General features: G+C 70.0%; 23 protein-coding genes. 13 read left to right on the top strand and 10 right to left on the bottom strand.

Going from position 1 to position 20,468, the window contains the following annotated elements; genetic code table 11:
• Positions 1-7: 7 nt before the first annotated feature.
• The 5 genes from ACWD26_RS36580 to ACWD26_RS36560 all read right to left on the bottom strand — a co-directional run bounded on the left by ACWD26_RS36580 (position 8) and on the right by ACWD26_RS36560 (position 2,988).
• Positions 8-811, bottom strand: coding sequence for a YqjF family protein (locus ACWD26_RS36580; protein WP_451276753.1), 804 nt, complete (start codon positions 809-811; stop codon positions 8-10).
• A 376-nt stretch (positions 812-1,187) separates the two neighbouring features.
• On the bottom strand, positions 1,188-1,811 hold the full coding sequence (locus tag ACWD26_RS36575) for a class I SAM-dependent methyltransferase (RefSeq protein WP_451276751.1): 624 nt from the start codon (positions 1,809-1,811) through the stop codon (positions 1,188-1,190).
• Positions 1,812-1,969: 158 nt separating this feature from the next.
• Entirely contained in the window at positions 1,970-2,359 is a 390-nt protein-coding gene (locus ACWD26_RS36570) for a sterol carrier protein domain-containing protein (RefSeq protein ID WP_451276749.1), read from the bottom strand.
• Positions 2,360-2,548: 189 nt separating this feature from the next.
• Positions 2,549-2,779: a hypothetical protein gene (locus ACWD26_RS36565; RefSeq protein WP_451276747.1), complete on the bottom strand. Its 231-nt coding sequence runs from the start codon at positions 2,777-2,779 to the stop codon at positions 2,549-2,551.
• Positions 2,776-2,988: a hypothetical protein gene (locus ACWD26_RS36560; RefSeq protein WP_451276745.1), complete on the bottom strand. Its 213-nt coding sequence runs from the start codon at positions 2,986-2,988 to the stop codon at positions 2,776-2,778. The genes ACWD26_RS36565 and ACWD26_RS36560 overlap by 4 nt, the downstream gene beginning before the upstream one ends.
• A gap of 385 nt (positions 2,989-3,373) precedes the next feature.
• Between ACWD26_RS36560 and ACWD26_RS36555 the strand changes: the two genes are divergently transcribed.
• The 4 genes from ACWD26_RS36555 to ACWD26_RS36540 all read left to right on the top strand — a co-directional run bounded on the left by ACWD26_RS36555 (position 3,374) and on the right by ACWD26_RS36540 (position 7,158).
• Entirely contained in the window at positions 3,374-3,898 is a 525-nt protein-coding gene (locus ACWD26_RS36555) for a DUF6879 family protein (RefSeq protein WP_451276744.1), read from the top strand.
• 19 nt (positions 3,899-3,917) lie between these two features.
• On the top strand, positions 3,918-4,766 hold the full coding sequence (locus tag ACWD26_RS36550; protein ID WP_451276742.1) for a helix-turn-helix domain-containing protein: 849 nt from the start codon (positions 3,918-3,920) through the stop codon (positions 4,764-4,766).
• Between the two features lie 441 nt (positions 4,767-5,207).
• Positions 5,208-5,546 (top strand): Pepco domain-containing protein, encoded by a 339-nt coding sequence (locus tag ACWD26_RS36545; protein WP_451276740.1) that lies wholly within the window; start codon positions 5,208-5,210, stop codon positions 5,544-5,546.
• Positions 5,547-5,556: 10 nt separating this feature from the next.
• Positions 5,557-7,158, top strand: a complete 1,602-nt coding sequence (locus tag ACWD26_RS36540) for a caspase family protein (RefSeq protein ID WP_451276738.1) — start codon at positions 5,557-5,559, stop codon at positions 7,156-7,158.
• Positions 7,159-7,248: 90 nt separating this feature from the next.
• On the opposite strand, the gene ACWD26_RS36535 is transcribed toward ACWD26_RS36540, so the two are convergent.
• Complete coding sequence (locus ACWD26_RS36535) at positions 7,249-7,515, bottom strand: GntR family transcriptional regulator (protein WP_451276736.1); 267 nt, start codon at positions 7,513-7,515, stop codon at positions 7,249-7,251.
• A gap of 172 nt (positions 7,516-7,687) precedes the next feature.
• Between ACWD26_RS36535 and ACWD26_RS36530 the strand changes: the two genes are divergently transcribed.
• The 3 genes from ACWD26_RS36530 to ACWD26_RS36520 all read left to right on the top strand — a co-directional run bounded on the left by ACWD26_RS36530 (position 7,688) and on the right by ACWD26_RS36520 (position 9,899).
• A complete protein-coding gene (locus tag ACWD26_RS36530; RefSeq protein ID WP_451276734.1) occupies positions 7,688-8,011 on the top strand; it encodes a hypothetical protein in 324 nt (107 codons plus the stop codon).
• The gene (locus ACWD26_RS36525; protein ID WP_451276732.1) at positions 8,011-8,316 is read left to right on the top strand and encodes a hypothetical protein; all 306 of its coding nucleotides are present in this window, start codon (positions 8,011-8,013) and stop codon (positions 8,314-8,316) included. The genes ACWD26_RS36530 and ACWD26_RS36525 overlap by 1 nt, the downstream gene beginning before the upstream one ends.
• Before the next feature lie 545 nt (positions 8,317-8,861).
• Positions 8,862-9,899 (top strand): LacI family DNA-binding transcriptional regulator, encoded by a 1,038-nt coding sequence (locus ACWD26_RS36520; RefSeq protein ID WP_451276730.1) that lies wholly within the window; start codon positions 8,862-8,864, stop codon positions 9,897-9,899.
• Positions 9,900-9,925: 26 nt separating this feature from the next.
• On the opposite strand, the gene ACWD26_RS36515 is transcribed toward ACWD26_RS36520, so the two are convergent.
• A complete protein-coding gene (locus ACWD26_RS36515) occupies positions 9,926-10,483 on the bottom strand; it encodes an isochorismatase family protein (protein ID WP_451276728.1) in 558 nt (185 codons plus the stop codon).
• Between the two features lie 272 nt (positions 10,484-10,755).
• Between ACWD26_RS36515 and ACWD26_RS36510 the strand changes: the two genes are divergently transcribed.
• Both ACWD26_RS36510 and ACWD26_RS36505 read left to right on the top strand, forming a co-directional pair.
• Positions 10,756-11,163, top strand: coding sequence for a YciI family protein (locus ACWD26_RS36510; protein ID WP_451276726.1), 408 nt, complete (start codon positions 10,756-10,758; stop codon positions 11,161-11,163).
• 17 nt (positions 11,164-11,180) lie between these two features.
• A complete protein-coding gene (locus ACWD26_RS36505; protein WP_451276802.1) occupies positions 11,181-12,326 on the top strand; it encodes an RNA polymerase sigma factor in 1,146 nt (381 codons plus the stop codon).
• A gap of 193 nt (positions 12,327-12,519) precedes the next feature.
• Here the strand turns inward: ACWD26_RS36505 and ACWD26_RS36500 are convergent, their stop codons facing one another.
• On the bottom strand, positions 12,520-14,343 hold the full coding sequence (locus ACWD26_RS36500; RefSeq protein WP_451276724.1) for a lysyl oxidase family protein: 1,824 nt from the start codon (positions 14,341-14,343) through the stop codon (positions 12,520-12,522).
• A gap of 393 nt (positions 14,344-14,736) precedes the next feature.
• Here ACWD26_RS36500 and ACWD26_RS36495 point away from each other — a divergent pair, with 393 nt between their 5' ends.
• A complete protein-coding gene (locus ACWD26_RS36495) occupies positions 14,737-15,774 on the top strand; it encodes an SCO2400 family protein (protein WP_451276722.1) in 1,038 nt (345 codons plus the stop codon).
• Between the two features lie 386 nt (positions 15,775-16,160).
• Here the strand turns inward: ACWD26_RS36495 and ACWD26_RS36490 are convergent, their stop codons facing one another.
• Positions 16,161-16,637 (bottom strand): MarR family winged helix-turn-helix transcriptional regulator, encoded by a 477-nt coding sequence (locus ACWD26_RS36490; RefSeq protein ID WP_451276720.1) that lies wholly within the window; start codon positions 16,635-16,637, stop codon positions 16,161-16,163.
• 266 nt (positions 16,638-16,903) lie between these two features.
• On the opposite strand from ACWD26_RS36490, the gene ACWD26_RS36485 reads away from it, so the two are divergent.
• Both ACWD26_RS36485 and ACWD26_RS36480 read left to right on the top strand, forming a co-directional pair.
• The gene (locus tag ACWD26_RS36485) at positions 16,904-18,103 is read left to right on the top strand and encodes a cytochrome P450 (protein ID WP_451276800.1); all 1,200 of its coding nucleotides are present in this window, start codon (positions 16,904-16,906) and stop codon (positions 18,101-18,103) included.
• A 14-nt stretch (positions 18,104-18,117) separates the two neighbouring features.
• The gene (locus ACWD26_RS36480; protein ID WP_451276718.1) at positions 18,118-18,318 is read left to right on the top strand and encodes a ferredoxin; all 201 of its coding nucleotides are present in this window, start codon (positions 18,118-18,120) and stop codon (positions 18,316-18,318) included.
• Between the two features lie 30 nt (positions 18,319-18,348).
• Here ACWD26_RS36480 and ACWD26_RS36475 read toward each other — a convergent pair whose 3' ends face one another.
• Entirely contained in the window at positions 18,349-19,041 is a 693-nt protein-coding gene (locus ACWD26_RS36475; protein ID WP_451276716.1) for a TetR/AcrR family transcriptional regulator, read from the bottom strand.
• Between the two features lie 243 nt (positions 19,042-19,284).
• Between ACWD26_RS36475 and ACWD26_RS36470 the strand changes: the two genes are divergently transcribed.
• Complete coding sequence (locus ACWD26_RS36470) at positions 19,285-20,463, top strand: cytochrome P450 family protein (RefSeq protein ID WP_451276714.1); 1,179 nt, start codon at positions 19,285-19,287, stop codon at positions 20,461-20,463.
• The last annotated feature ends 5 nt before the right edge of the window (positions 20,464-20,468 follow it).

Raw genomic sequence — 20,468 nt, 5'->3', positions numbered from 1 at the left:
GGCCCCGTCAGGGCGTCGGGATCCCCGCCGGCCGGGCCGGACGGCCGAAGCGGGCTGGGACGCTGGGTGAGTACAGGACGCTCACCGGCGGCCCGACGGGCGCCGGAAGCCCCGCCGCGACCACCAGGTCCTCCTCGCACGTCACCAGCTCGGCCCGGTGCAGCGGCCACCGGGGATGGGCGTTGGGCAGGAACATCGACCGCCCGAAGAAGGCGCCGTGCATCCCCCAGCGCGCGGTGAGGAAGTGCTCCAGCCCGGTCGGCTCGTCGATGCGCTCACCGACCCGCACGACGATCCGACTCCGCGCCCCACGCCGCCCGGGCCACCGCCGGGAACTGGTGTAGGTGACGAGATCACCGCCGTCGTCGTACGTACTGGTCTCGATCTCCATCCGGGACCACAGGTACGGCATCCGGAAGCCGAGCCGCCCCACCGCCACCGGCAGCAGCCGTGACGCGTCGAGCGAACGGAAGACGACACCACGCCGCCCGTGCGCGTCCACCGAGTACAGCCGGACGTTCGTCTCGGGAAAGGACCCCAGATAGGGCACTCCCGGCAGCCGAAGCCACCCGACCTTGTGCATCCGGAACGCGACCAGCCCGACGTACGTGACCCCGCCCCACGTGTCCGGCACGGTCCCCGCCGGCAACAGCCCCGCGACGTCGTCCGGCTCGACAGCCCAGTGCAGAAAGGTCAGATCGAGCCAGGACTGCGTAAGCAGCGGACGAGCTATGGCCACCGGCGCGTCGACGGTTACGGGGGCCACAGGCACGGGGGACACCGGGTCCCGGGACGTGTCTGGCGACGTCATGTCACCAGTATCGACGCTCCCGCGAGAGTTCTCCCAGTCGAACCGCCTCAACGCGCGGGCAGCTCGTCGAGGCGGTCGACTGGGAGAGCCCTGAATTTCCAGATGCCCGGCAAGCGGATGGTGTCTCAGCCCGGCACCCGCACCCGCGGCTTCTCCGTCAAGCGATCAAGCGTGGGCGCCCAGTTCGAACCGGCGTTGTTGTTGATGACCGCGTGACCAACCGCATCAGCATCGGGGTGACCCTCCGCGACCGCTCCCCGGATCTGTGCCAGAACCGAGTTCTGGCAACGCTGAGGGCTTGCGATGCGAGGACAGAGCACCACCACAGGCTGACCTTTCCTACTCGTTTGCTCCGTTACAGCGGGCGTCTGCTCCGTCACAGCGGGCGTCGTGCCCAGAACAGCGCATGCTCGCTGCCTTCTTCAGGAATGAGTTCCTCCTGCTCGACCGTCAGGCCCGAGCGGGTGATCCAGAGCCGGTTGGTGTCGGCATCTGCGTGGCTCCACCACATGGCGACCCCGCTGCCCAGCCAGTTCTCGTCGATGCCGGTCCACTCATGCTGGCCGGTGCTGCACAGAAACCAGCCGCCGGGCCGCAGCCACGACGCGATCTTCTCCAGCAACGGAAGCTGTTCCTCCTGCGGAATGTGAATCAAGGCATAGAGGGATACCACGGCATCAAAAGATCCGCCCGGGAAGTCCACCGAGGTGGCATCGGCCCTGATGAAGTCGGCCTGAGGTACGAGTTCCTGAGCCCGACGGATCTGCACTTCGCTGATGTCGACGCCTGTGACGCGGTGTCCTGCTGCCGCAAGGTCGCGCACAACGGGCACTCCGCTGCCGCAGCCCAGGTCCAGCACTCTGCTGCCTTCCTCAAGCCGCGCGTTCAGACTGGCGACCCAAGATTGGTACTTCGTGTCGGAGTCGTACGCCTCGTCATAACGCAGTGAAAGCGCGTCATACCCACGCCGAACCAGGTCTTTGGGGTCTTCAGAAGTCACAGCCAAGGACGCTAGCGCCGTTGCTCTGTACTCAGCGAACCCTTTTCCACCTCCGGGCCGAGACACTGAGCGCTGTTCAAGCAGGCCCTGGGCTGGACCCGCCCCGGCTGCGGGAACCGAAGCAGCCGACCGCTGGACCTCGCTGATCATCGTCCTTGTCAGAAGCCGAAGGAGTTGTGCGGTTCAGGATCGGTCCAGAACATCCGGGCAAGCCGTCCGATCGCGCCGTCGGTGTGCGGAGTGATGTGGCCCGCATTCGCCAGGTGGTGCACCGACATGCCACCGAAGTAGAGAGAACTGAGCGCCAGGAGCGTGATGGTCAGATCTGCCGTCTCGTCGGCCGGAACGCACGTCACTACCGGGTCGTCTGCCTCCAGATGCCATGTCCCGTTGTTCGCCGGGCACATCTGGTCGTCGTCGACGGTGAATTGCAGCTCGCCGGGTGTGAGGTACGAGCGTTGTGTCAGGACTCGGGGGATGTCGAGAAGGCGCGCCCAGAGGTTGTCCGTCTGGCGGGTGATGCGCATCGCTCGCGGGTTCGTGAGCATCCACCGCAGGGGTTCGTCGCGCGGACGGCAGGGCGCCACGACGGTCTTGGTGAGGTCGAAGTCGACGGAAGTTGGGCCTGACGATCAGCTCCCCACAACGCCGCAGGCCGCAAGCCCAGCGGATGAACCGCCCCGCCTGCGTGCCGGCCTTGGCACCGCCGCACCACTGGAGACAGGGCCGGGCGGGCCCTACTCAACGGACTCGATCGGAGACCGCATAGCCTCCGCCATCCGTTCGGCCACGTCCGCGCGGACCATGCCCAGGTGCACGTACGGCTTGCCGCTGTGGGTGACCATGGGGCGGACACTGCCCCAGATGCTCTCGGGGAAGCCGAGACCGGCCAGCGCCTCCCGGATGGCCTCCGCCGCGTCGGTGGCCTCTTCGCGGCCAGCCCGGTAGGTGCACATGTCCATCGTCATGAGTGCCCGCCCCCGGCGTGACCGCGTACGTTCGAGGCGGCCCTGGCGGCCTGGGCGATGTCGCCGCGCCTCTTCCACCCATTGAGCTTGCGCCACTCGCACTGGCAGGTCTCGCAGTCCGCGACCGGCACGCAGTCCAAGAGCCATGCGTTGAGGCCGATCGGAAGCTCCACCGGTGGCTCCTGGGTGGTCTTGGGCTTCGTGGCCATTGCGTCTCCCGACTCTTCGCTCGGCTCCCGGTTACGACCGTAGGAAGTCGGGAACGGCTCGGTCCACGAAGTTGCACGCGGTTGCACAAGATCCTGTGCGCCCTTGACGGCACCTCCGCGCAGGGCTGAGGCTCTGCGACCGAAGCAACCGAATGGACATGGGGAGGGGCGATGCGTCTACGGTTCGTCGGGAAAGATCCGGAGTCCGGGGATCACGGCTGCCCGGCTGTGTGGGTGGACGAAGCGACGCACGATCTCGTCATCCAAGGTGTCCGGGCAGATGCCGACACGGTCACCCGGACAGTCCAGGACAGCCCTCTCCCGGACCATGAGGGAGTGATCCGGCTGCCGCAGCGCATGATCCCGCTGCTGAGGGAGGCACTTGATGGCGCAAAGCCTGAATAGCTTCGCCGACCTGATCCGGTCCGTCGAACGCTCCGCCGTGCACCTTGAGACACGGGACGTGTACGCGGTCTCCAACGAGGACGAGGGGTTCGCGGCATGGAAGCGGGGCCACCGGCTCAACCCCGACGATCGTGAATCGTGGTGGCGCCCGTGGCTCGACCTCGTCCAAGAGGTAACGGCCAGGGGCGTCGTGGTACGCCGCGCTCGGATCGTCTCCGAGCCGGTCAGCGAGTACATCCGCTACGAGCACTCGTTCACCTTCACCAACATCGCCGCCGGGGAGGATATCCGCTGGCTGCCCAGGCGGCAGGCGTCCGATCTCGCGCTGCCGGGCAACGACTTCTGGCTCTTCGACGACCGCGTCGTTCAGTTCAACGTCTTTGACGGTGACGGGCGTTGGGTCCACACCGACCAGGCCGAAGAGCCGGCGGTCGCCCGGTTGTGCTCGGCCGCCTTCGACGCTGTCTGGGAGCGGGCCGTCCCGCACGAGAAGTACGTCATCTGAAAGCCCGGTACGCCAGTTCATGTCCACGTCCCCGCTGTCCACCGCCCAGGCTGCCCGTGTGGCCATCGCGACCCGCCTGGATGAGATCAAGAAGGACGCGGGGCTGAGCGGGTACGAGCTGGCGCAGCGATGCGGCTGGCACAAGTCGAAGGCGTCCCGCATCGCACGCGCCAAGACCGTCCCCTCCGACGACGACATACGGGCATGGTGCCGGGCATGCGATGCCGAAGATCAGGCAGCGGACCTGATCGCCGCCTCACGTACCGCCGAATCCATGTACGTGCAATGGCGGCAGATCCACCACGACGGCATGCGGCGCGTCCACGAGAAGACCGTCCCGCTGTACGAGCGCACGGATCACTTCCGCGTCTACGCCTCGAACGTGGTCCCTGGCATGCTCCAGACCGCCGACTACGCGACGGGCCTCCTGCGGTCCATCACGGACTTCCAGGGCACCCCCGACGACGTAGCCGACGCCGTACAGGCGCGCCTGAACCGCTCCCGCGTCGTCCATGAAGGCCATCACCGCTTCGCCCTGCTGCTTGAAGAGACGGTGCTCTACTACCGGGTCTGCGGCCACGCGGCGATGACCGCCCAACTCCGGTACCTACTGGACATCATGTCGCGGCCGAATGTGTCTCTCGGGATCATCCCCTTCACGGCCCGTCGCACCGTGTGGCCGCTGGAAGCCTTCTACGCCTTCGACGATGCCCAGGTGGCGTTGGAGACGCTGACAGCCGAGGTCAACATCACGGCCCCCGGCGAGATCCGCACGTACCTGAAGGCGTTCGCAGAACTGTCCCGCATCGCTGTGCACGGCGCGGACGCGAGAGCCCGGATCACCAAGGCCCTTGACTTCCTGGGCTAAAGGCCCCGCCTGCCAGATTGCCTCATGGATGCAGGGTTGGCCGCAGCGCTCGGCGCGCCAGCGGGAGCGGTCACGACGACGGGGGCAGCATTCGCCACAGGATGGTCGACACGGGAGCAGGCGGAGATGACGGCCAAGCGGAGCTAGACGACGGAACCGCCCCGTGATCAGGCCTTCCCCAACCTGAGCGCCTCCGGCCTCGCCGGTTTGGGACGCTTCCTGGTGCTTCGCCTGTGCGTGTTGGCGACCAGCCGGAGCGGGGCGACCGTGGCGCTGCTCAGGCCCACGGTGAACGGGGCGGCTCCCCCTGCCCGTCCTGGCGTAGGCGAAGCCCGCAATCCCTGCGACGGCAAGAAGCAGTTCCCTATTTTCGGGCGTAGGCCATGAACCGCCCTTCGTCTTCGTAGAGTTGGCTTGCCTTTCTCTGACCTAGGGGGATCCGTGACCTCGGCTGTCGAACCGTCCCATGAGCCAGCACTGCCGTTCTGGGTGTCGTACGACGACCAGCTTGAGGACGGGGACGATTCCATGGGCCTGTTCGGCGGTGGAAGCGCCGAGACGCGACTGCGCCAGGTGCCTCTGGGACCCTTGCGCAGGAACCTCGCCGAGGCCGTGGAGGCGTTGCAGCAGGTGTTCGCCGAGGCCGCCGCGCAAGGAGGGACTCTGCCGCTGCGGGAGGCGCACCTGTCCTTCCAGGTGACCGCGAGTGGTGGCGTGCAGTTCATCGGTACCGCGCAGGCGCAGCGCAGCCACGGCATCGTGTTGGTCTTCAAGCAGTGACCGGCGTGTGATGGGGCGTTACAGAGCTTTACTCATCGGGGCCAGTGACTACGAGATGCGCGGGGTCTCGTCACTTCCCTTCATCCCCCGCGACCTCGCCCGTCTCGGAGCAGCACTCGAAGACCGCGGTTTCGACGAGGTACAGATCCTGGCAGGCCGAGAGGGCGGCAAGCAGGTCTCAGCGAACTATGTGAACGCTCGGGTCGCCGGCTTCCTCAGACGCGCCCGCCCCGGCGACACCTTGCTCGTACTGCTGAGCGGGCACGGTGTGCACGCCAAAGGGCGCGACTACCTCGTACCGGAGGACATCGACGAGGACACTCACCCCTTCGAGTCGGGGTGCGTGGCCATCGACTGGCGTCAGCACCTCGACGAGACACCTGCCGACCACGTCGTCTTCTTGATCGATGCCTGCCGGGAGGGAATCGAGCAGGAAACGATGGGAGTCACCGGCGTCAAGCAATGGAGTCGCCAGAAGATCAGTGCCGCGCTGCGCCGCAAAGTGGCTTATGTGTATGCCTGCTCGCCGGCGCAGCTCGCACTCTTCGTACGTCCACATGAGTCGCCCGTCGACGGGGCCGCCGGTATCGGGCCGGGCGAATCGTTCAGCATCTTCTCCCGTTCGGTGTCGGATGTCCTTTCCGTTCACCCGGATTCCGCCGCGCTCAGTCTCAGCGAGTTCGAAGAAGCCGTCCAGGACCGGATGGCAGAGCTGCACAAGGCGTACCGAAAGAAAGGGGAGGTACAGACTCTACGGGTCGTCACCGACATCCCGTCCGACACTTTCTTCTTCCTGCCCTTGCCCGGGACGCCGACGCTCGGTGCCGCTCGCCCGTCCCCTTCGGGCACGACCACGAAGACGGCAATTTACGACAGTGCGACGATGAGCGTCGGGGCCAACGTCTCCGAACCTCTAGAGCGGAGACGCCGTCCCCGGTCGGGCTGGCGAGTGCTCTTCACGCTGGCGCTGCTTGGCCTTCTCGGCGCGTTGTTCTGGGAAGGGGTCACCTTCAACGGCAACAACGACGGTGGCGGAAAGTCGAGCAAGGCCGGACCCGAGGCATCCCTGACGCCGAAGTCCTCCGGCTCCATGCCTTCCCCGAGCAAGGATCCGAGTCGGCAGGAAAAATCCGATGTCACGGGCGAGAGCAAGGATGGCTTCGGCAGCTCAGAGACAGCGGGGGCCCACGCGTCCGCCGGCTCCATGCTCCCCGCTTGCACCGCGAGTGCCGTGAAGCTGACGGTGCGCAGCCTCCAAAACGCCTACGAGCCCGGCAAGAATCCGGCCCTGGAGCTGGCCGCCCGTAACTCCTCCGGCAGCGACTGCACGGTTGATCTCGGTCCGGAGAACACGGTCCTGACGATCACCCCAGCAGATGGCGACGCCCCCTACTGGTCCTCCGACGACTGTCCCGTCACCTCCGAGAGCCTGGTATTCCGGGTACCCGCCGGCAGCGGCGTGACGGACGCCGTCCCCTGGAACCGCAGACCGAGCGCTCCTGACTGCGCAACACCTCCAGCGGGATCGGCGGAGGCAGGGACGTATTTGGTGACAGTCGAAGCTCCGGGATTCGCCAAGACGCAGACATCGTTCGTACTTCTCGCCGATTAGGACGGGGAGCCGTTCAGTCGACGACCGCGGCTTCCGGCTACGCGGTCGTGGGGCGACTCCGCTGCCGAGATGGCGTAGCGGACGGCCGTACTAACGCTCCGGCTCACTCTCACTCTTCGACTCCGCGGGGCGCTGGGATACGAAGGAGCCGAGGCCGGGTTCGGTGTACGTGAGGCCTTCCTCGCGCAGCGCCCGGAGAACCTTGTGCGCCGTCGCGTTGGCGATTCCGAACTCGGACGTGAGCTGTACGACTGAAGGGACACGCGTGCGCGGCCCGTAGGTGCCGTCTGCGATCCGGCCACGAATCACCTTGGCCACCTGGCGCCAGCGAGGGATGTCTGGAGCGAACTCGATCACCGCTCCATTATGGGCATGCCTGGACTCTTGTGCGATTCATGGACTGCCGTGAACTTCTTGTAATCCCTAGCATGCCTAGATTGCCTTCGGTACGGTGACCATGAAAAGCCCCGGCGACGGATGCACCCGCCCCAGGGCACGGCCACCAACACATGCAAACGGAGTTGACGACATGGCCGACTGTATCGGGCGCCTCATCGCCTGGCTGAGCCTTCTGCTCACCCCCACCCCACCCGGCAGGCACCGCCGAACCACGCACCACCACCCCACGCACCCGACCGCCCCCCTCGCACCACCTGCGCCCTCACCCCTCCCCACCCACCGGAGCCCGTACGGCCTGGACGTGGACACCCCGCTCGACGGCGCCGCCACCGTGGCCGTACGGCCCTACGTCACCGCCGACGAACAACGCCATCGACACCGCGAACTGGCCATGGCCGCCCTGGGGTTGGACATGCCGGGCCCCTACTGGATCCACGGGATGGAGGTCGCCTGATGGACGCGAGCATCGAAGAGCCCCAACCGGCGGTCTTGGGGCGCCTGTTGCCGTGGGCGGGGGCGGACGGCAAGCTCTGCTATCTGATCACCGACGACCGGGGCGGGCCGGTCTCCCGCCTGGCCGACGCCACGGAATCCATCCAGCTGGGCATGGGCACCGAACTGCTCGCCCACGCCCAGAACCTGCTCGCGGACACCCCCCAGGGCGAACTCCGTTTCCTCGCCGAGCGATTGACCGAGGCGTTGGCCTCTGCTCTCCGCGTCGCGGAGAGCAGAGGCCAACGCCTGGATCGGCTGAACTGACCCGACGAGGGGAGGCCCTCGGGCCGGCACAACCGGTCCGAGGGCCTGTTCAGGGGGATCGCCGGATTCTTGTCAGCTCCGGCCATCCCCACTGGGAACAGGACAGCCCCGGGGACGCGCCGTGGACCGACCGGGCGAAGATCCACCGCTGCTCGGCTTCTGCCGCCGCACCCTCGGTCGGCGCCACCAAGGCCGCGGATCATCCGGCTCCACGGGTGCGTCCGGCAGCGCCGAGAAGACGTCGGCCTTCGCGTGCCAGCTGTGGAACACGCCACGGAACATCGGGTGGGGTTCGTGCGGTAGAGGGCCCCTCAGAGAAGCCACTGTGCTCTCCTTCGCTTGCTCCGTTACCGTTAACGTGACCGTTAACGGATTCTTGCCCAGGGGCGCGGATTCCGTCAACGGCCCGCCGCCGGACGGCTCACGATCCGCCGGTGGCGTTCGGGCGCCGCCTCGCTCTCGTGGCAGCGCCGGGGCTGGTGATGGCGCGGCTGACCGGGGAGCCTGGTTGACTTGGACACAGGGCGGCACAGGAACAGAAGTGAGTGGGCAGCGTGGCCAGACAGCGGGAAACGGAAGACCAGCGGACGCGGGGTGTGGGAGCCGTCAAGCGCGTCACGCTCCGCGACGTTGCCCAGGCGGCAGGCGTGTCCCATCAGACCGTCTCCCGGGCGATCAACGGCAAGGGGGAGATCGACCCGGGTACTCAGCAACGCGTGCTCGATGTCGCCAAGCGGTTGCGGTACCGGCCCAGCCGGTTCGGCCGGGGGCTGGCCCGCCCGGACGTCGTGTCCGTCGGGCTCATCGTCCCCGACGTGGTCAACCCCTTCTTCCCGGAGTTCGTGGCAGGAGTGATCGCGGCCGCGGACGAACGCGACTGGCAGGTGCTCGTGGCCAGCACCGAGAACGATCGGTCCCGGGAGCTGGCCCTGGTCCGCTCACTCGGCCAACAGGTCGACGCTCTTGTCGGCTACATCAGCCATCCCGATGCGCAGCTGGAGCCGTACGTGGGCACCGTGCCGCTGGTCGTGGTCGATCGCGGGCTGGACTCGTCGGACCACGCGTTGGTCCACATCGACACCGCGGCCGGAATCCGGGCCGGGATGCAGCACCTCGTCGACCGGGGCCACCGCCGGATCGGCATGATCGACTGCGAGTGCGTGAGCGCCCCGATGGTCCGGCACCGCACCTTCCTCGAAGTCGCCGGCGAACACGCGCTGCCCGTCGACGAGGGCTGGATCGTCATGGGCGAGCAGTCCCCGGCCGGGGGCGCCGCCGCGTTCGAGGCGCTGTACGCCGCGCGCCCGGACCTCACCGCCGTGGTCGCCTTCAACGACCTGGTCGCGATCGGCGCGCTCCGGGCCGCCCGCCGGCTCGGCGTCCAGGTACCGGACGACTGCGCACTGGTCGGCTACGACGGGCTGAGCGTCGTCGATCTGGTCGACCCGCCGCTGACCACCCTCCACCTCGACAAGCGACGGCTGGGCGAACTGGCCATCCACCAGGTCGACCAACTCCTCGCGGGCGAACTGCCACCCCCTATCGTCCTGACACCGAGCTTGAAGGTCCGCGGCACGACGTGACCCACCCACGGCTGGGCTTGGCGGTTTCAGGACCCGTCGAAGTCCACGTCCTTGGTCTCGACCGTCCCGGCCGTCCGTCCCGGCGCCGTCTGGTACGTCCAGTACAGGTTCGTGTGGGCGATGACCTGGTCCGGGGACGGCGCGCCCCAGGCCGACTTGTCCCCGGTGGTGTGGGCGTCGGCGACCAGCGTCGCGTCGTACCCCCTGACGAGCGCGCCATGCAGCGTCGAGCGGATGCAGGCGTCGGTCTCCGCGCCGGCGACGAGCAGCCGACCGACCCCGAGACCCGCGAGCACCGCCTCGAGCGTGGTGTCCTCGAAGGAGTCGCCGTGGCTCTTGTGGACGAGCGGTTCGGCAGCGCCCGGGGTCAGCTCGGGGACGATCCGCCAGCCGTCGCTCCCCTTCACCAGGTCCTCGTCGGAATGCTGCACCCAGACAACGGGGACCCCGCCCCGCCGCGCCCCTTCGACCAGCGCGGCCACGTTCGCCACGACCGCGTCGCGCTCGTGGGCCTCCTGTACGACGTCGCGCTGCACATCGACGACGAGGAGTGCGGTGTTCGGTCGGCCTTCGAGTGTGGTCATGGTGTCCCCCTGACGCATGCCGGACTGATGTCTCCCGCACGCTAGCGCCACCCACTGACATCGACCATCGACAGCCGGAAAGGACTCGCGCGAACCTCCGCCCCCCAACCCGCGGACCCCGAACCCCCGAACCCCCGCCCCGAGGTGGAAAGAACCGCTTCGGCCCGAACGAGCGAAAAAAGTTCGGCCGACGATGTCGAGAACCCGTGACCGGCTCCGTCCCAGGGGTGAACGCGACCACAATGGGTCGCATCCACCGAGGAGAGATCACGATGGCCAAGTACCTGCTGCTGAAGCACTACCGCGGCGCCCCGGCCGCCGTCAACGACGTGCCGATGGACCGGTGGACGCCGGAGGAGATCTCGGCGCACGTGCAGTACATGAACGACTTCGCGGCCCGGCTGGAGGAGACCGGCGAGTTCGTCGACGGTCAGGCGCTCGCCCCCGAGGGGATGTGGGTCCGGTACGACGGTGAGGGGCGCCCGCCGGTGACCGACGGCCCGTTCGCCGAGACCAAGGACCTCATCGCCGGCTGGATGGTGATCGACGTCGACAGCCGGGAGCGCGCGGTGGAGCTGGCCGGGGAGCTGTCCGCCGCTCCCGGGGCGGGCGGGAAGCCGATCCACGAGTGGCTGGAGGTGCGCCCCTTCCTGACCGCGCCGCCCACCATCACGGAGTGACCCGACCGGTGTCCCAGATGGACGAGGCCCTGCTCAGGCGCCTCACACCGAGCGTGCTCGCCGTCCTCGTCCGCCGCGGAGCCGACTTCGCGGCGGCCGAGGACGCCGTGCAGGACGCGCTGGTCGAGGCGGTCCGCGTCTGGCCCGCCGACCCGCCGCGGGACGCGAAGGGCTGGCTGGTCACCGTGGCCTGGCGCAAGTTCCTCGACCAGGCCCGCGCGGACACCGCCCGCCGCCGGCGGGAGGACCGCGTCGACGAGGAGCCGGCGCCCGGGCCCGCGCCCGGCGCGGACGACACGCTCCAGCTCTACTTCCTGTGCGCCCACCCGTCGCTGACGCCGTCGTCCGCGGTCGCGCTCACCCTGCGCGCCGTCGGCGGACTCACCACCCGCCAGATCGCCCAGGCCTATCTCGTCCCCGAGGCGACCATGGCCCAGCGGATCAGCCGGGCCAAGCGCACCGTCTCCGGTGTGCGGTTCGACCAGCCCGGCGACGTCGCCACCGTGCTGCGCGTCCTCTACCTGGTCTTCAACGAGGGCTACTCCGGCGACGTCGACCTCGCCGCCGAGGCCATCCGGCTCACCCGGCAGCTCGCGGCCGCGATCGACCACCCCGAGGTGGCGGGGCTGCTCGCCCTCATGCTGCTGCACCACGCCCGGCGGGCCGCCCGGACCGCGCCCGACGGCGGGCTCGTACCCCTCGCCAAGCAGGACCGCGGCCGGTGGGACACCGCGTCGATCGCCGAGGGCGTCGAGATCCTGCAAGCGGCCCTCGCCCGCGACCGGCTGGGCGAGTTCCAGGCCCAGGCCGCCATCGCCGCCCTCCACGCCGACGCGCCCACCGCCGAGGAGACCGACTGGGTGCAGATCGTGGAGTGGTACGACGAGCTGGTGCGCCTGACCGACAACCCGGTCGTCCGCCTCAACCGCGCGGTGGCGGTCGGTGAGGCCGACGGACCGCGCGCCGGGCTCGCGGCCCTCGCCGCGCTCGACGACTCCCTGCCCCGCCACACCGCCGTCGCCGCCTACCTCCACGAACGCGACGGCGACCTGGCCACGGCGGCCCGGCTGTACGTGGAGGCCGCCCAGAAGGCCCCCAACCTCGCCGAAGTCGCCCACCTGACCCGCCAGGCCGCCCGGCTCAACACCCGCCTGCGCCGCTGACGCCGCCCCTTCGGCACTCTGAGCGGCCTCACCACGCACGCCGGGGGCGCGGGCACCGGAGGCCCGGCGGAGCGGGCGAGCGGACGAAGGTCGCGGGGCGGTCAAGGCGTAACCCCGATCGCGGCTCCTCGTACGACGAAACCCCCAGGCGCGGGCCTGGGGGTTCGTGCCGTCGTGGACGGAGCAGCCGCTGTTACTTGGCGTCGATGAGGTGGTGCGGCGGGACCTCGACCGTGCGGGCGCCCTCCGTGCCACCGAGGATCACCTTGCGCAGGGCGATGTTGTTCTTGTGGTTGGCCTCCTGGAGACGGTTCTCCGGGTTGGCGATGACCTGGATGTAGTACGTGCCGTTCGGCAGGTCCGTGATGTCGAAGGACTGGCCGGGACGGTACTGGGTGTACGTGTCGCCGGAGCCGACGTCGAGGACCTCACGGACGTTGATGGCGTCCTGCGAACCGCACGCGGTGGACAGGTCGGTGTTCTCCGGGTGCCAGTTGGCGTTCTTCACCGTGTAGTCGATGGCGTCGGTGTTGGCCAGGCAGAACGCCTCCTTGCCGGAGCGCACCTCCTTGGTCTGGTCCGCGCTGAGCAGGCGGTAGCTGGCGAAGTCCGTGAAGTGCCAGTGCTCGTGGCCCTCGCGCGGGTCCCACTCCATGGTGCCGGCGGGCGCGTAGCCGACCTGCTTGCCCTTCGCGTCGTAGAAGTACTGGTACGAGTCCATCAGGTCCGCGCCCGGCTTGCGGAAGCCGTCGACGACGAGGGGCGCGGGACCCGCGTTCCAGACGTTGGCGCTGAAGGCGAGGTAGTCCTTGCCCGGTGCGTCGCCGTCCTCGCCGTCGGTGATGGCGATGTCCCAGGCGGGCAGGGACCGCAGGTCGGGCTTGGGGATGTTCGCCGGGGCACCCGCCTTGCCGGTGGGACGCTTGGGGGCGGCCTTCAGGGCGGGCGCGATGCGGGAGCCGTCGGTGTGGCCCTTGCCGTCGCCGAGGTGGTGGGCGAGGCCCCGGTCCTTGAGGGCGTACGACAGCTCGGGCGGCGTCGGGGCGTCGGCGCCGCGCGGACCGTAGTGGGGGTTGTCCGGGGTCGGCTGACCGGCCGGGGCCGACTGCGCGGCGTGGTCGCCGCCGTGAGCTCCGCCGTGGTGGGTGGACGACGAGGACTTCGACGGGGCCAGGCCCTCGCCCTCGCCTCCCTCCTCGGTCTTCTCCTCCCGCACCGTCACCTTGATGGTGGGACGGTCGTTGGGGATGCCGAACAGGTCGCGGTACTTCTTCGCCACCCCGACCTGGGCGGTGTACTCGCCGGCCGGCAGGTCGACGCCGCCCCTGTCGTAGTCCCAGCTGGTGGTGTTGGTGGCCCAGCCCTTCTCGACGCCCCACACCGAGCCGAGCGTCCACGGGTTGGTGGAGCAGCTCTGCGGATAGTGGTTGGTCGCCGGGGCGTCCGGGCGGATCCGGCCGGAGGCGTTGTTCGGGCAGAAGTTGCCCTCGCTCTTCACGACCTCCTCTCCGGCCGCGTTCTTGACCGAGATCTCCAGGAAGCCCTTCAGCCCGGAGAAGTCGTCGACGGTCCCCTTGGGCAGGGTCTTCGTCTTGGTGGTCTTGCCGTCGCGGAGGATCTGCTTGGCGACGATCGGGTCCTTGTACGACTTCCGCGTCACCTGGAACTCCAGCGGCGCGTTGTCGACGGAGACGTACGTCCCCAGCTGGAGGTGGACACCCTCGTCCCACTCGTAGCGGGTGAGCGTGACGGAGTTCGACGCGGCGATCAGCTTGAGCTGCGGCTTTCCGGGCGTCGCGGCGGGCGCGGCACCGGCGCCGGGGGCGGCACCGGCCAAGGCGGCCACCACGGTGAGCGACGCCAGGGCGGCGAGACCCGGGCGCTTCAGACGGCCGCGGCGGTCCCGGCCGCCCGTCGGGCCGGTCGCCCCCTCGGCCGTCCCCTCGGTCCCCGGGCTGTTCGGGCTGTTCGGACTGGTGATCTGGCTGGTCATCGGTTCCTCGTCTGCGAGTGCCATGGTCAGTGGCATCGGACTGGACAGCCCACGGACGACGACCGATCTGCCGGCAGTACGGGCGCACCCCACGCGCCCCGGAGCCGGACGAGCCCGGACCGTTCACCCTGTGAGCAATCTAAGAGATTGGTAAATGGTGTTCCGGGGTTGCCTGTTGATGCGGAATTCGACAAAAGGTGTGGCGAGCACGGCTCAAACACATGGCAGCGCATCCCTGCGGAACCGGTTCCAAGTCCCCCGAGGATCCACTCAGGAGCGTCACACAGCCTGCACACAGCCCTGAGAATGGCTCGTTAGCGTTGCTGACCGCTCGATCCGCTCGATCCCACGTGCGAACGTGACGTGACCGGGCCGCGGCCCGGCGGGTCGACGGCATGCCAACACAGGAAGACCTCGATGGACTACTGCTCCTCATGTCGCCGACATCTCAACGGCGCCCTCGTGTGCCCCGGCTGCGGCGCCTACGCCCCCGACATAGCCCCGGCCACGGTCGACAGCCGCGTCCCGTCCCGGGCGACCGGGACGGCCACGGGGTCGGTGATGCTCCCGATGCCACCGACGACACCGGCCGCGCCGTTGCCCGCGGCGACTTGGGAGTACGGGGCGACGGGCGGCGCCTGGCACGGCGGCTCACCGGCGGACGGGTTCGCGACGGACGCGTTCGCGACGGACGGGCCGGTGGCGGGCGCCGAGCTCGCGGACGCGTCCGGTGTCGAGGACGTGGACGTGGACGTGGAGGGCGTGCCGGCGGTGTCGCAGGGCCGGGCGGCGCGGCGGCGCCAGTTGGCACGGTGGAAGAAGAACCAGCGCCGGGCCGTGGTCGCCACCGCCGTCGCGCTGGTCGGCGGCGGGCTGACCGTCGTCGGGATGGACCGGCAGTCCACCGACCGCACCCAGGCGGCCACGGCACCGGACGCCGAGACCCTGGGCGGCGTCGAGGAGCAGGGCTCGCAGCGTGGCCGTACGTCGGCAACGGAGACCGACGACACGCGGCGTACCTCGGACACGCCCACGACGTGGTCACCGTCCGGCGACACCTCGCGCGACCGCTCCGCCGCCGGGGCGCCGAACTCCCGCGCGGGAAACCGCGATTCCCCACGTACGGCCGCGTCGTCGCCGTCCACCCAGCGGCAGGGCACCGAGTCCTCCACCGCCGACAAGACGGTCACGGACACCGCCACGCCGACGGACGAGCCGACCACGCCGCCGGCCACCGGGGGCTCGGGCACCTCGACGGACACGAGCACGGGCTCCGGCTCCGGCTCCGGCTCCGGCACGAGCACCGGTACCGACACCGGCGCGGACTCGGGAAGCGGCACGGACTCCGGCACCGGCACCGGCACCGGCACCGGCACATCGGACGGTTCGAGCTCCGACACGGCGACGACCTCCCCGTCGGGCCTGTGCCTGCTCGGCATCGTGTGCGTGAGCTGACGACCGGCGGCCCAGCGGCTGGTTAGCGGCAAGGGCGCTGTCCGGCCGTACGGGCCGTGAATGAGCCGCACTGGGGCAGACGATCGCCCGCGGGCAGACGGTCGCCTGCGGGCACTCGCGGGCAGACGGTCGCCTGCGGGCACTCGCGGGCAGACGGTCGCCTGCGGGCACTCGCGGGCAGACGGTCGCCTGCGGGCAAACGGTCGTGCCCGCGCAGGCGGCCCTGCGGGTGAAACGGCCCCGCGTACGTAGACGGCCCTGCGGGTGCCGCCCCACCGAGGCGGGCTTCCCGCACGCACGTGGGCTGACCGTCGTACGGCGGCCAGCCCCCTACTGCCCCGGCCCCCGCCGCCCGGCACCCCGCCAGGCACCCGGCGCCCGCTCTGTCAGCGCTCCCCGGCCAGGGGCCGTGGCCAAGAACGTCCGCTGATACGTTCGATGTCGGTGTTGAACTGCTCCAGGTCGGCGACGAAGCGCTGGAGGCGTTCGGCGGGCCAGTCGGCGATGACGCCCGTGAGGCCGGTGACGAACTCCTCGCGCTGCGCGGCGAGGCGCGCCGACCCCTGGTCGGTGATCCGGAACTTACGGGCCACTCCCCCGTCGGGGTCGAGGGTCCGCTCCACCAGGCCGTCGCGCAGAAGCGCCGAGGTCTGCCGGGTGAACGTGGACGCGTTGAACCCGAACGCCTCCACGAAGTCCGGGATGGACATGGGCCCTTGGGCCTCCAGCCTGCTGAGCAGGACGTAGGCGCTGCGGTCCAGGGCCCCGCCGTCGCGGACGCCGCGGGGCGTCGACGTCTCGCGGTTGCGCGTGAGGATCAGCAGCTCCCGCTCGATGCGCTCCCCCGCCTCTCGGGCATCCACGCCGGTCCCTCCTGTCTGTCCGACCTCCATGGACCCCACACCCTACGTCGAAATTGCGCCATGCAGGGTGAGTGCATGATGCACCATTGATGCATCATGCACTCACCGTGTAGCGTGCATTCCCGCCTCCCTCCCTCCTCCCTCCCCCCCCCGCACTAGGAGATGTCGAGATGGCCCAGGCAGGAACGAGCCGGCACGAGACCGACGGGACGAACCAGACCGAGAGGAGCCGGGACGGCGAGACGGTGGGGGTGGTCCGGCTGCCGATGCCGAGCGCCGGCCCACTGGACCCGCCCGCCGAATGGGAACGGCTGCGCGCGCAGTGCCCGGTGGCGACGGTCGAGCTGCCGAGCGGTGACCGGGCGAAGTTCGTGAGCCGGTACGCCGACGTCCGGGCCCTCCTGTCCGACCCCCGCTTCTCCCGGCCGCGCGCCGGGGACGACACCGCGCGGATCTCCGCGGACGGCGCGGGCGGCGTCGCGGCCGACGCGAACTCCGAGTACGCGCTGTCGATCCCGGAGAGCGGCGAACCGCATCTGCGCTGGCGGCGCCAGGTCGGCCGGTACTTCACGGCGAAGCGCATGGCCGTCCTGCGCCCCGGCATGGCGAAGATCGCCGAGACCCTGATCGACGAGATGGTCGAGCGCGGGCAGCCCGGCGACCTCAAGGCCGCGCTGGGCTTCCCGCTCCCGGTCTACGTCATCTGTGATCTGCTCGGCGCGCCGGCAAAGGACCGGGACCGGTTCTCGCACTGGTCCGACGCGTTCCTGAACGTCAGCCGTTTCTCGAAGGAGGAGACGGCGACGGCGTTCACCGAGTTCGCGCGGTACATGGCCGAACTCGTCGCCGAGAAGCGGGCCGAGCCGGGTGAGGACCTGCTCAGCATGCTGATCGTGGAGAGCGCGGCGCTGCCGGAGAACGAGCGGCTGACCGACGCCGAACTCCTCGCCACCGGCATGGGGCTGCTGGTCGCCGGTCACGAGACCACCGCGAACATGATCGGCAAGATGGCCGCGCTGCTGCTGGCCGACCGGAGCCGCTGGGAGCAGCTGCTCGCCGACCCGTCGTTGGTCCGTACGGCGGTCGAGGAGGTACTGCGTTTCGACGCCAACCTCGGCGCCTTCGGCATGCGGCGCTTTCTGAGCGAGGACGTGGACCTCGACGGGGAGCTGCTGCCCAGCGGCACCACCGTGTTCTGTGGCATGTCCTCCGCCAACCGGGACGACCGCGCCTTCGCCTCCCCCGACGAGATGGACCTCACCCGCAGCCCCAACCCGCACCTCACCTTCGGCGCCGGCCCCCACTCCTGCCTGGGCCAGGCCCTCGCCCGCACCGAGCTCCAGGTCGTCCTGGAAATCCTCCTCCGCAAGCTCCCCACCCTCGAACTCGCCGTCCGCGCCGACGAGTTGCGCAAAGTGGAGGGCCTCCTCGTCGGCGGCCTGCGCGAGGTCCCGGTGCGCTGGTGAGAAGGGAAGCCCCCATGAAGGTCCACGTCGACGAGGCGAAGTGCTGCGGCGCCGGCCAGTGCGTGCTCATCGCCCCCGAGATCTTCGACCAGCGGGACGAGGACGGCATCGTCGTACTCCTCGACGAGCGGCCCGCCCCGTCCCACCGCCCGGCCGTCCGGGAGGCCACGGCGGTCTGCCCGGCGGCGGCGATCACACTCGACGAGGAGGGGTGAGCGCCACCGACACCTGAACCGCCGCCGCCTCTATCCCCTCGCCCCCCGATGAGGCCCCAACTCCTCAAGCACGTCCCCGAGTTGAGTGGCCGTGAGGGCGGTGCCGGGTAGGGGCGGCGGCGGTGTGCCCGGACGCTGTGGGGTTCTCAGGCTGTCGAGGAGGAGGGCGAGGGGGCGGCGCCAGGCGTCGGGGGTGGTGGCGGTGGTGAGGGCGGGGACGGCGCGGCCGAGGGCGGCGAGGGCGAAGAGGACGTCCTCGGTGGTGACGTCCGGGCGGACGGTGCCCTCGTCGCGGCCGCGCCCCAGCAGGTGGTCGAGGGTCCGCCGGTTGTGCTCGTGCACGGCCTCGAGGACGCCGACGCCCCGCACATGGGTGGTCATGAGGTCGTTGGTGCCGCGGTCGGCGGACAGCGTGCCGAAGACCGCCCCGAGGTACTCGTTCAGCCCGGACCAGGCGTCCGGCGCGTCACGGACGCGCTCGCCGACGGCCATCGTGTCCGTGAGCTGGTCGTGGAAGACGGCGTCGATGAGCGCGGCGCGGGTCGGGAAGTGCCGGTAGAGCGTCGCGTTCCCCACGCCGGCCCGGCGGGCGATCACATCCAGCGGCGCGTCGAGCCCCTGCTCGGTGAACACCTCGTGGGCCGCCGCCACCAGCAGTTCCCGGTTGCGCTGCGCGTCCCGCCGCCGTGGCGGCGGCGTCGCACGGTCCGCACCGACGATCATCCTCATCCTCCGCGACAAGCGGGGACCGCTCCCCGGCGCTGATACCCCGATGCTATCGTCGGCCAAAAACGGGGAGTACTCCCCATATAACTGGCGGGCCGCGACCGGGGAACCCGAGGGACCATCGGAGGCGCCCAGCCGAACCGGCGCCCCCAACCCCCTGCCCTGACCCCCTGCCCCCTCCCCTTCCCGCCCCCGTCCCCTCCCGCCGACTCCCGCGAACCGAAAGGCGACGACCAGGTCATGCGAGCACCCACGCTGGACGAACTGGCCCCCGACGGCCACGACTTCGCGACCGACCCGCACCCGGTGTACGCGGCTCTGCGGGCGAAGGGCCCCGTGCACCGGGTGCACATCCCGCACACGGGGGACTGCTGGCTGGTGGTGAGCCGGGACGCCGCGCGGGCCGCGCTGACGGACGCCCGACTGAGCAACGACATCCGCCACTCGGCCTGGAACACGGACGGCGGGCACGCGATCGGCGTCAACATGCTCCAGAGCGACCCGCCGCAGCACACCCGTCTGCGCCAGACGGTGGCGGCGTACTTCACCCCCGCCCGCACGGCGGCGTTACGCCCCCGGATCGAGGAGATGGCGACCGACCTGCTGGCGGAGCTGCCCGCCCAGGGCACGGTGGACCTGGTGAGCCGGTACGCGCTGCCGCTCCCCGTGGCGGTGATCTGCGAGCTGCTGGGCGTCCCCGACACCGACCGGACCGTCTTCCACGACTGGTCGACGGAGCTGGTGATGCCGACGTCGCCGGAGGCGGGGGCAGGCGCGGCCGCGGCCCTCACGGACTACCTCACGGACCTGATCGCCCGAAAACGCGCCGCCCCGGACGACCTGCTGCTGAGCGAACTGGCGTCGACCGACCCCGGGACCCTCTCCTCCGAGGAGCTCCTGGGCATGGCCTTCCTCATCCTGGTCGCGGGCCACGAGACGACGGTGAACCTCATCTCCGCGACCGTCCACAGCCTGCTCACGCACCCCGACCAACTGGCGGCCCTGCGCGCGGACCTCACCCTCACCGGTGCGGCCGTGGAGGAATCCCTCCGCTACAACTGCCCCGTCCACGGCACGGCGTTGCGCTTCGCCGCCGAACCGCTGGTCCTCGCGGAGACCCCGGTCTCCCCGGGCGACGCCGTCCAGATCTCCCTGGCCGCCGCCTCCCGGGACCCCGCACACTTCCCGTCCCCCGACCGCTTCGACCTCACCCGCCGCCCGGGCGCCCACCTCGCCTTCGGCCACGGCCTCCACCACTGCCTCGGCGCCCCTCTCGCCCGCACCGAAGCCGCCATCGCCCTACGCCTCCTCCTCCAACACCACCCTGACCTCACCCTGGCCCCCACCCCCACCCCGCTCACCTGGCGAACCAGCCCCCTCCTCCGAGGCCTACCCGAACTGCCGGTCCGCCTGGGCTGATGTGT

The sequence above is a fragment of the Streptomyces sp. NPDC002787 genome (genome assembly GCF_053592095.1).
Note: the sequence above shows the minus strand (reverse complement) of the source record. Positions and strands in the feature narration are given on the sequence as shown.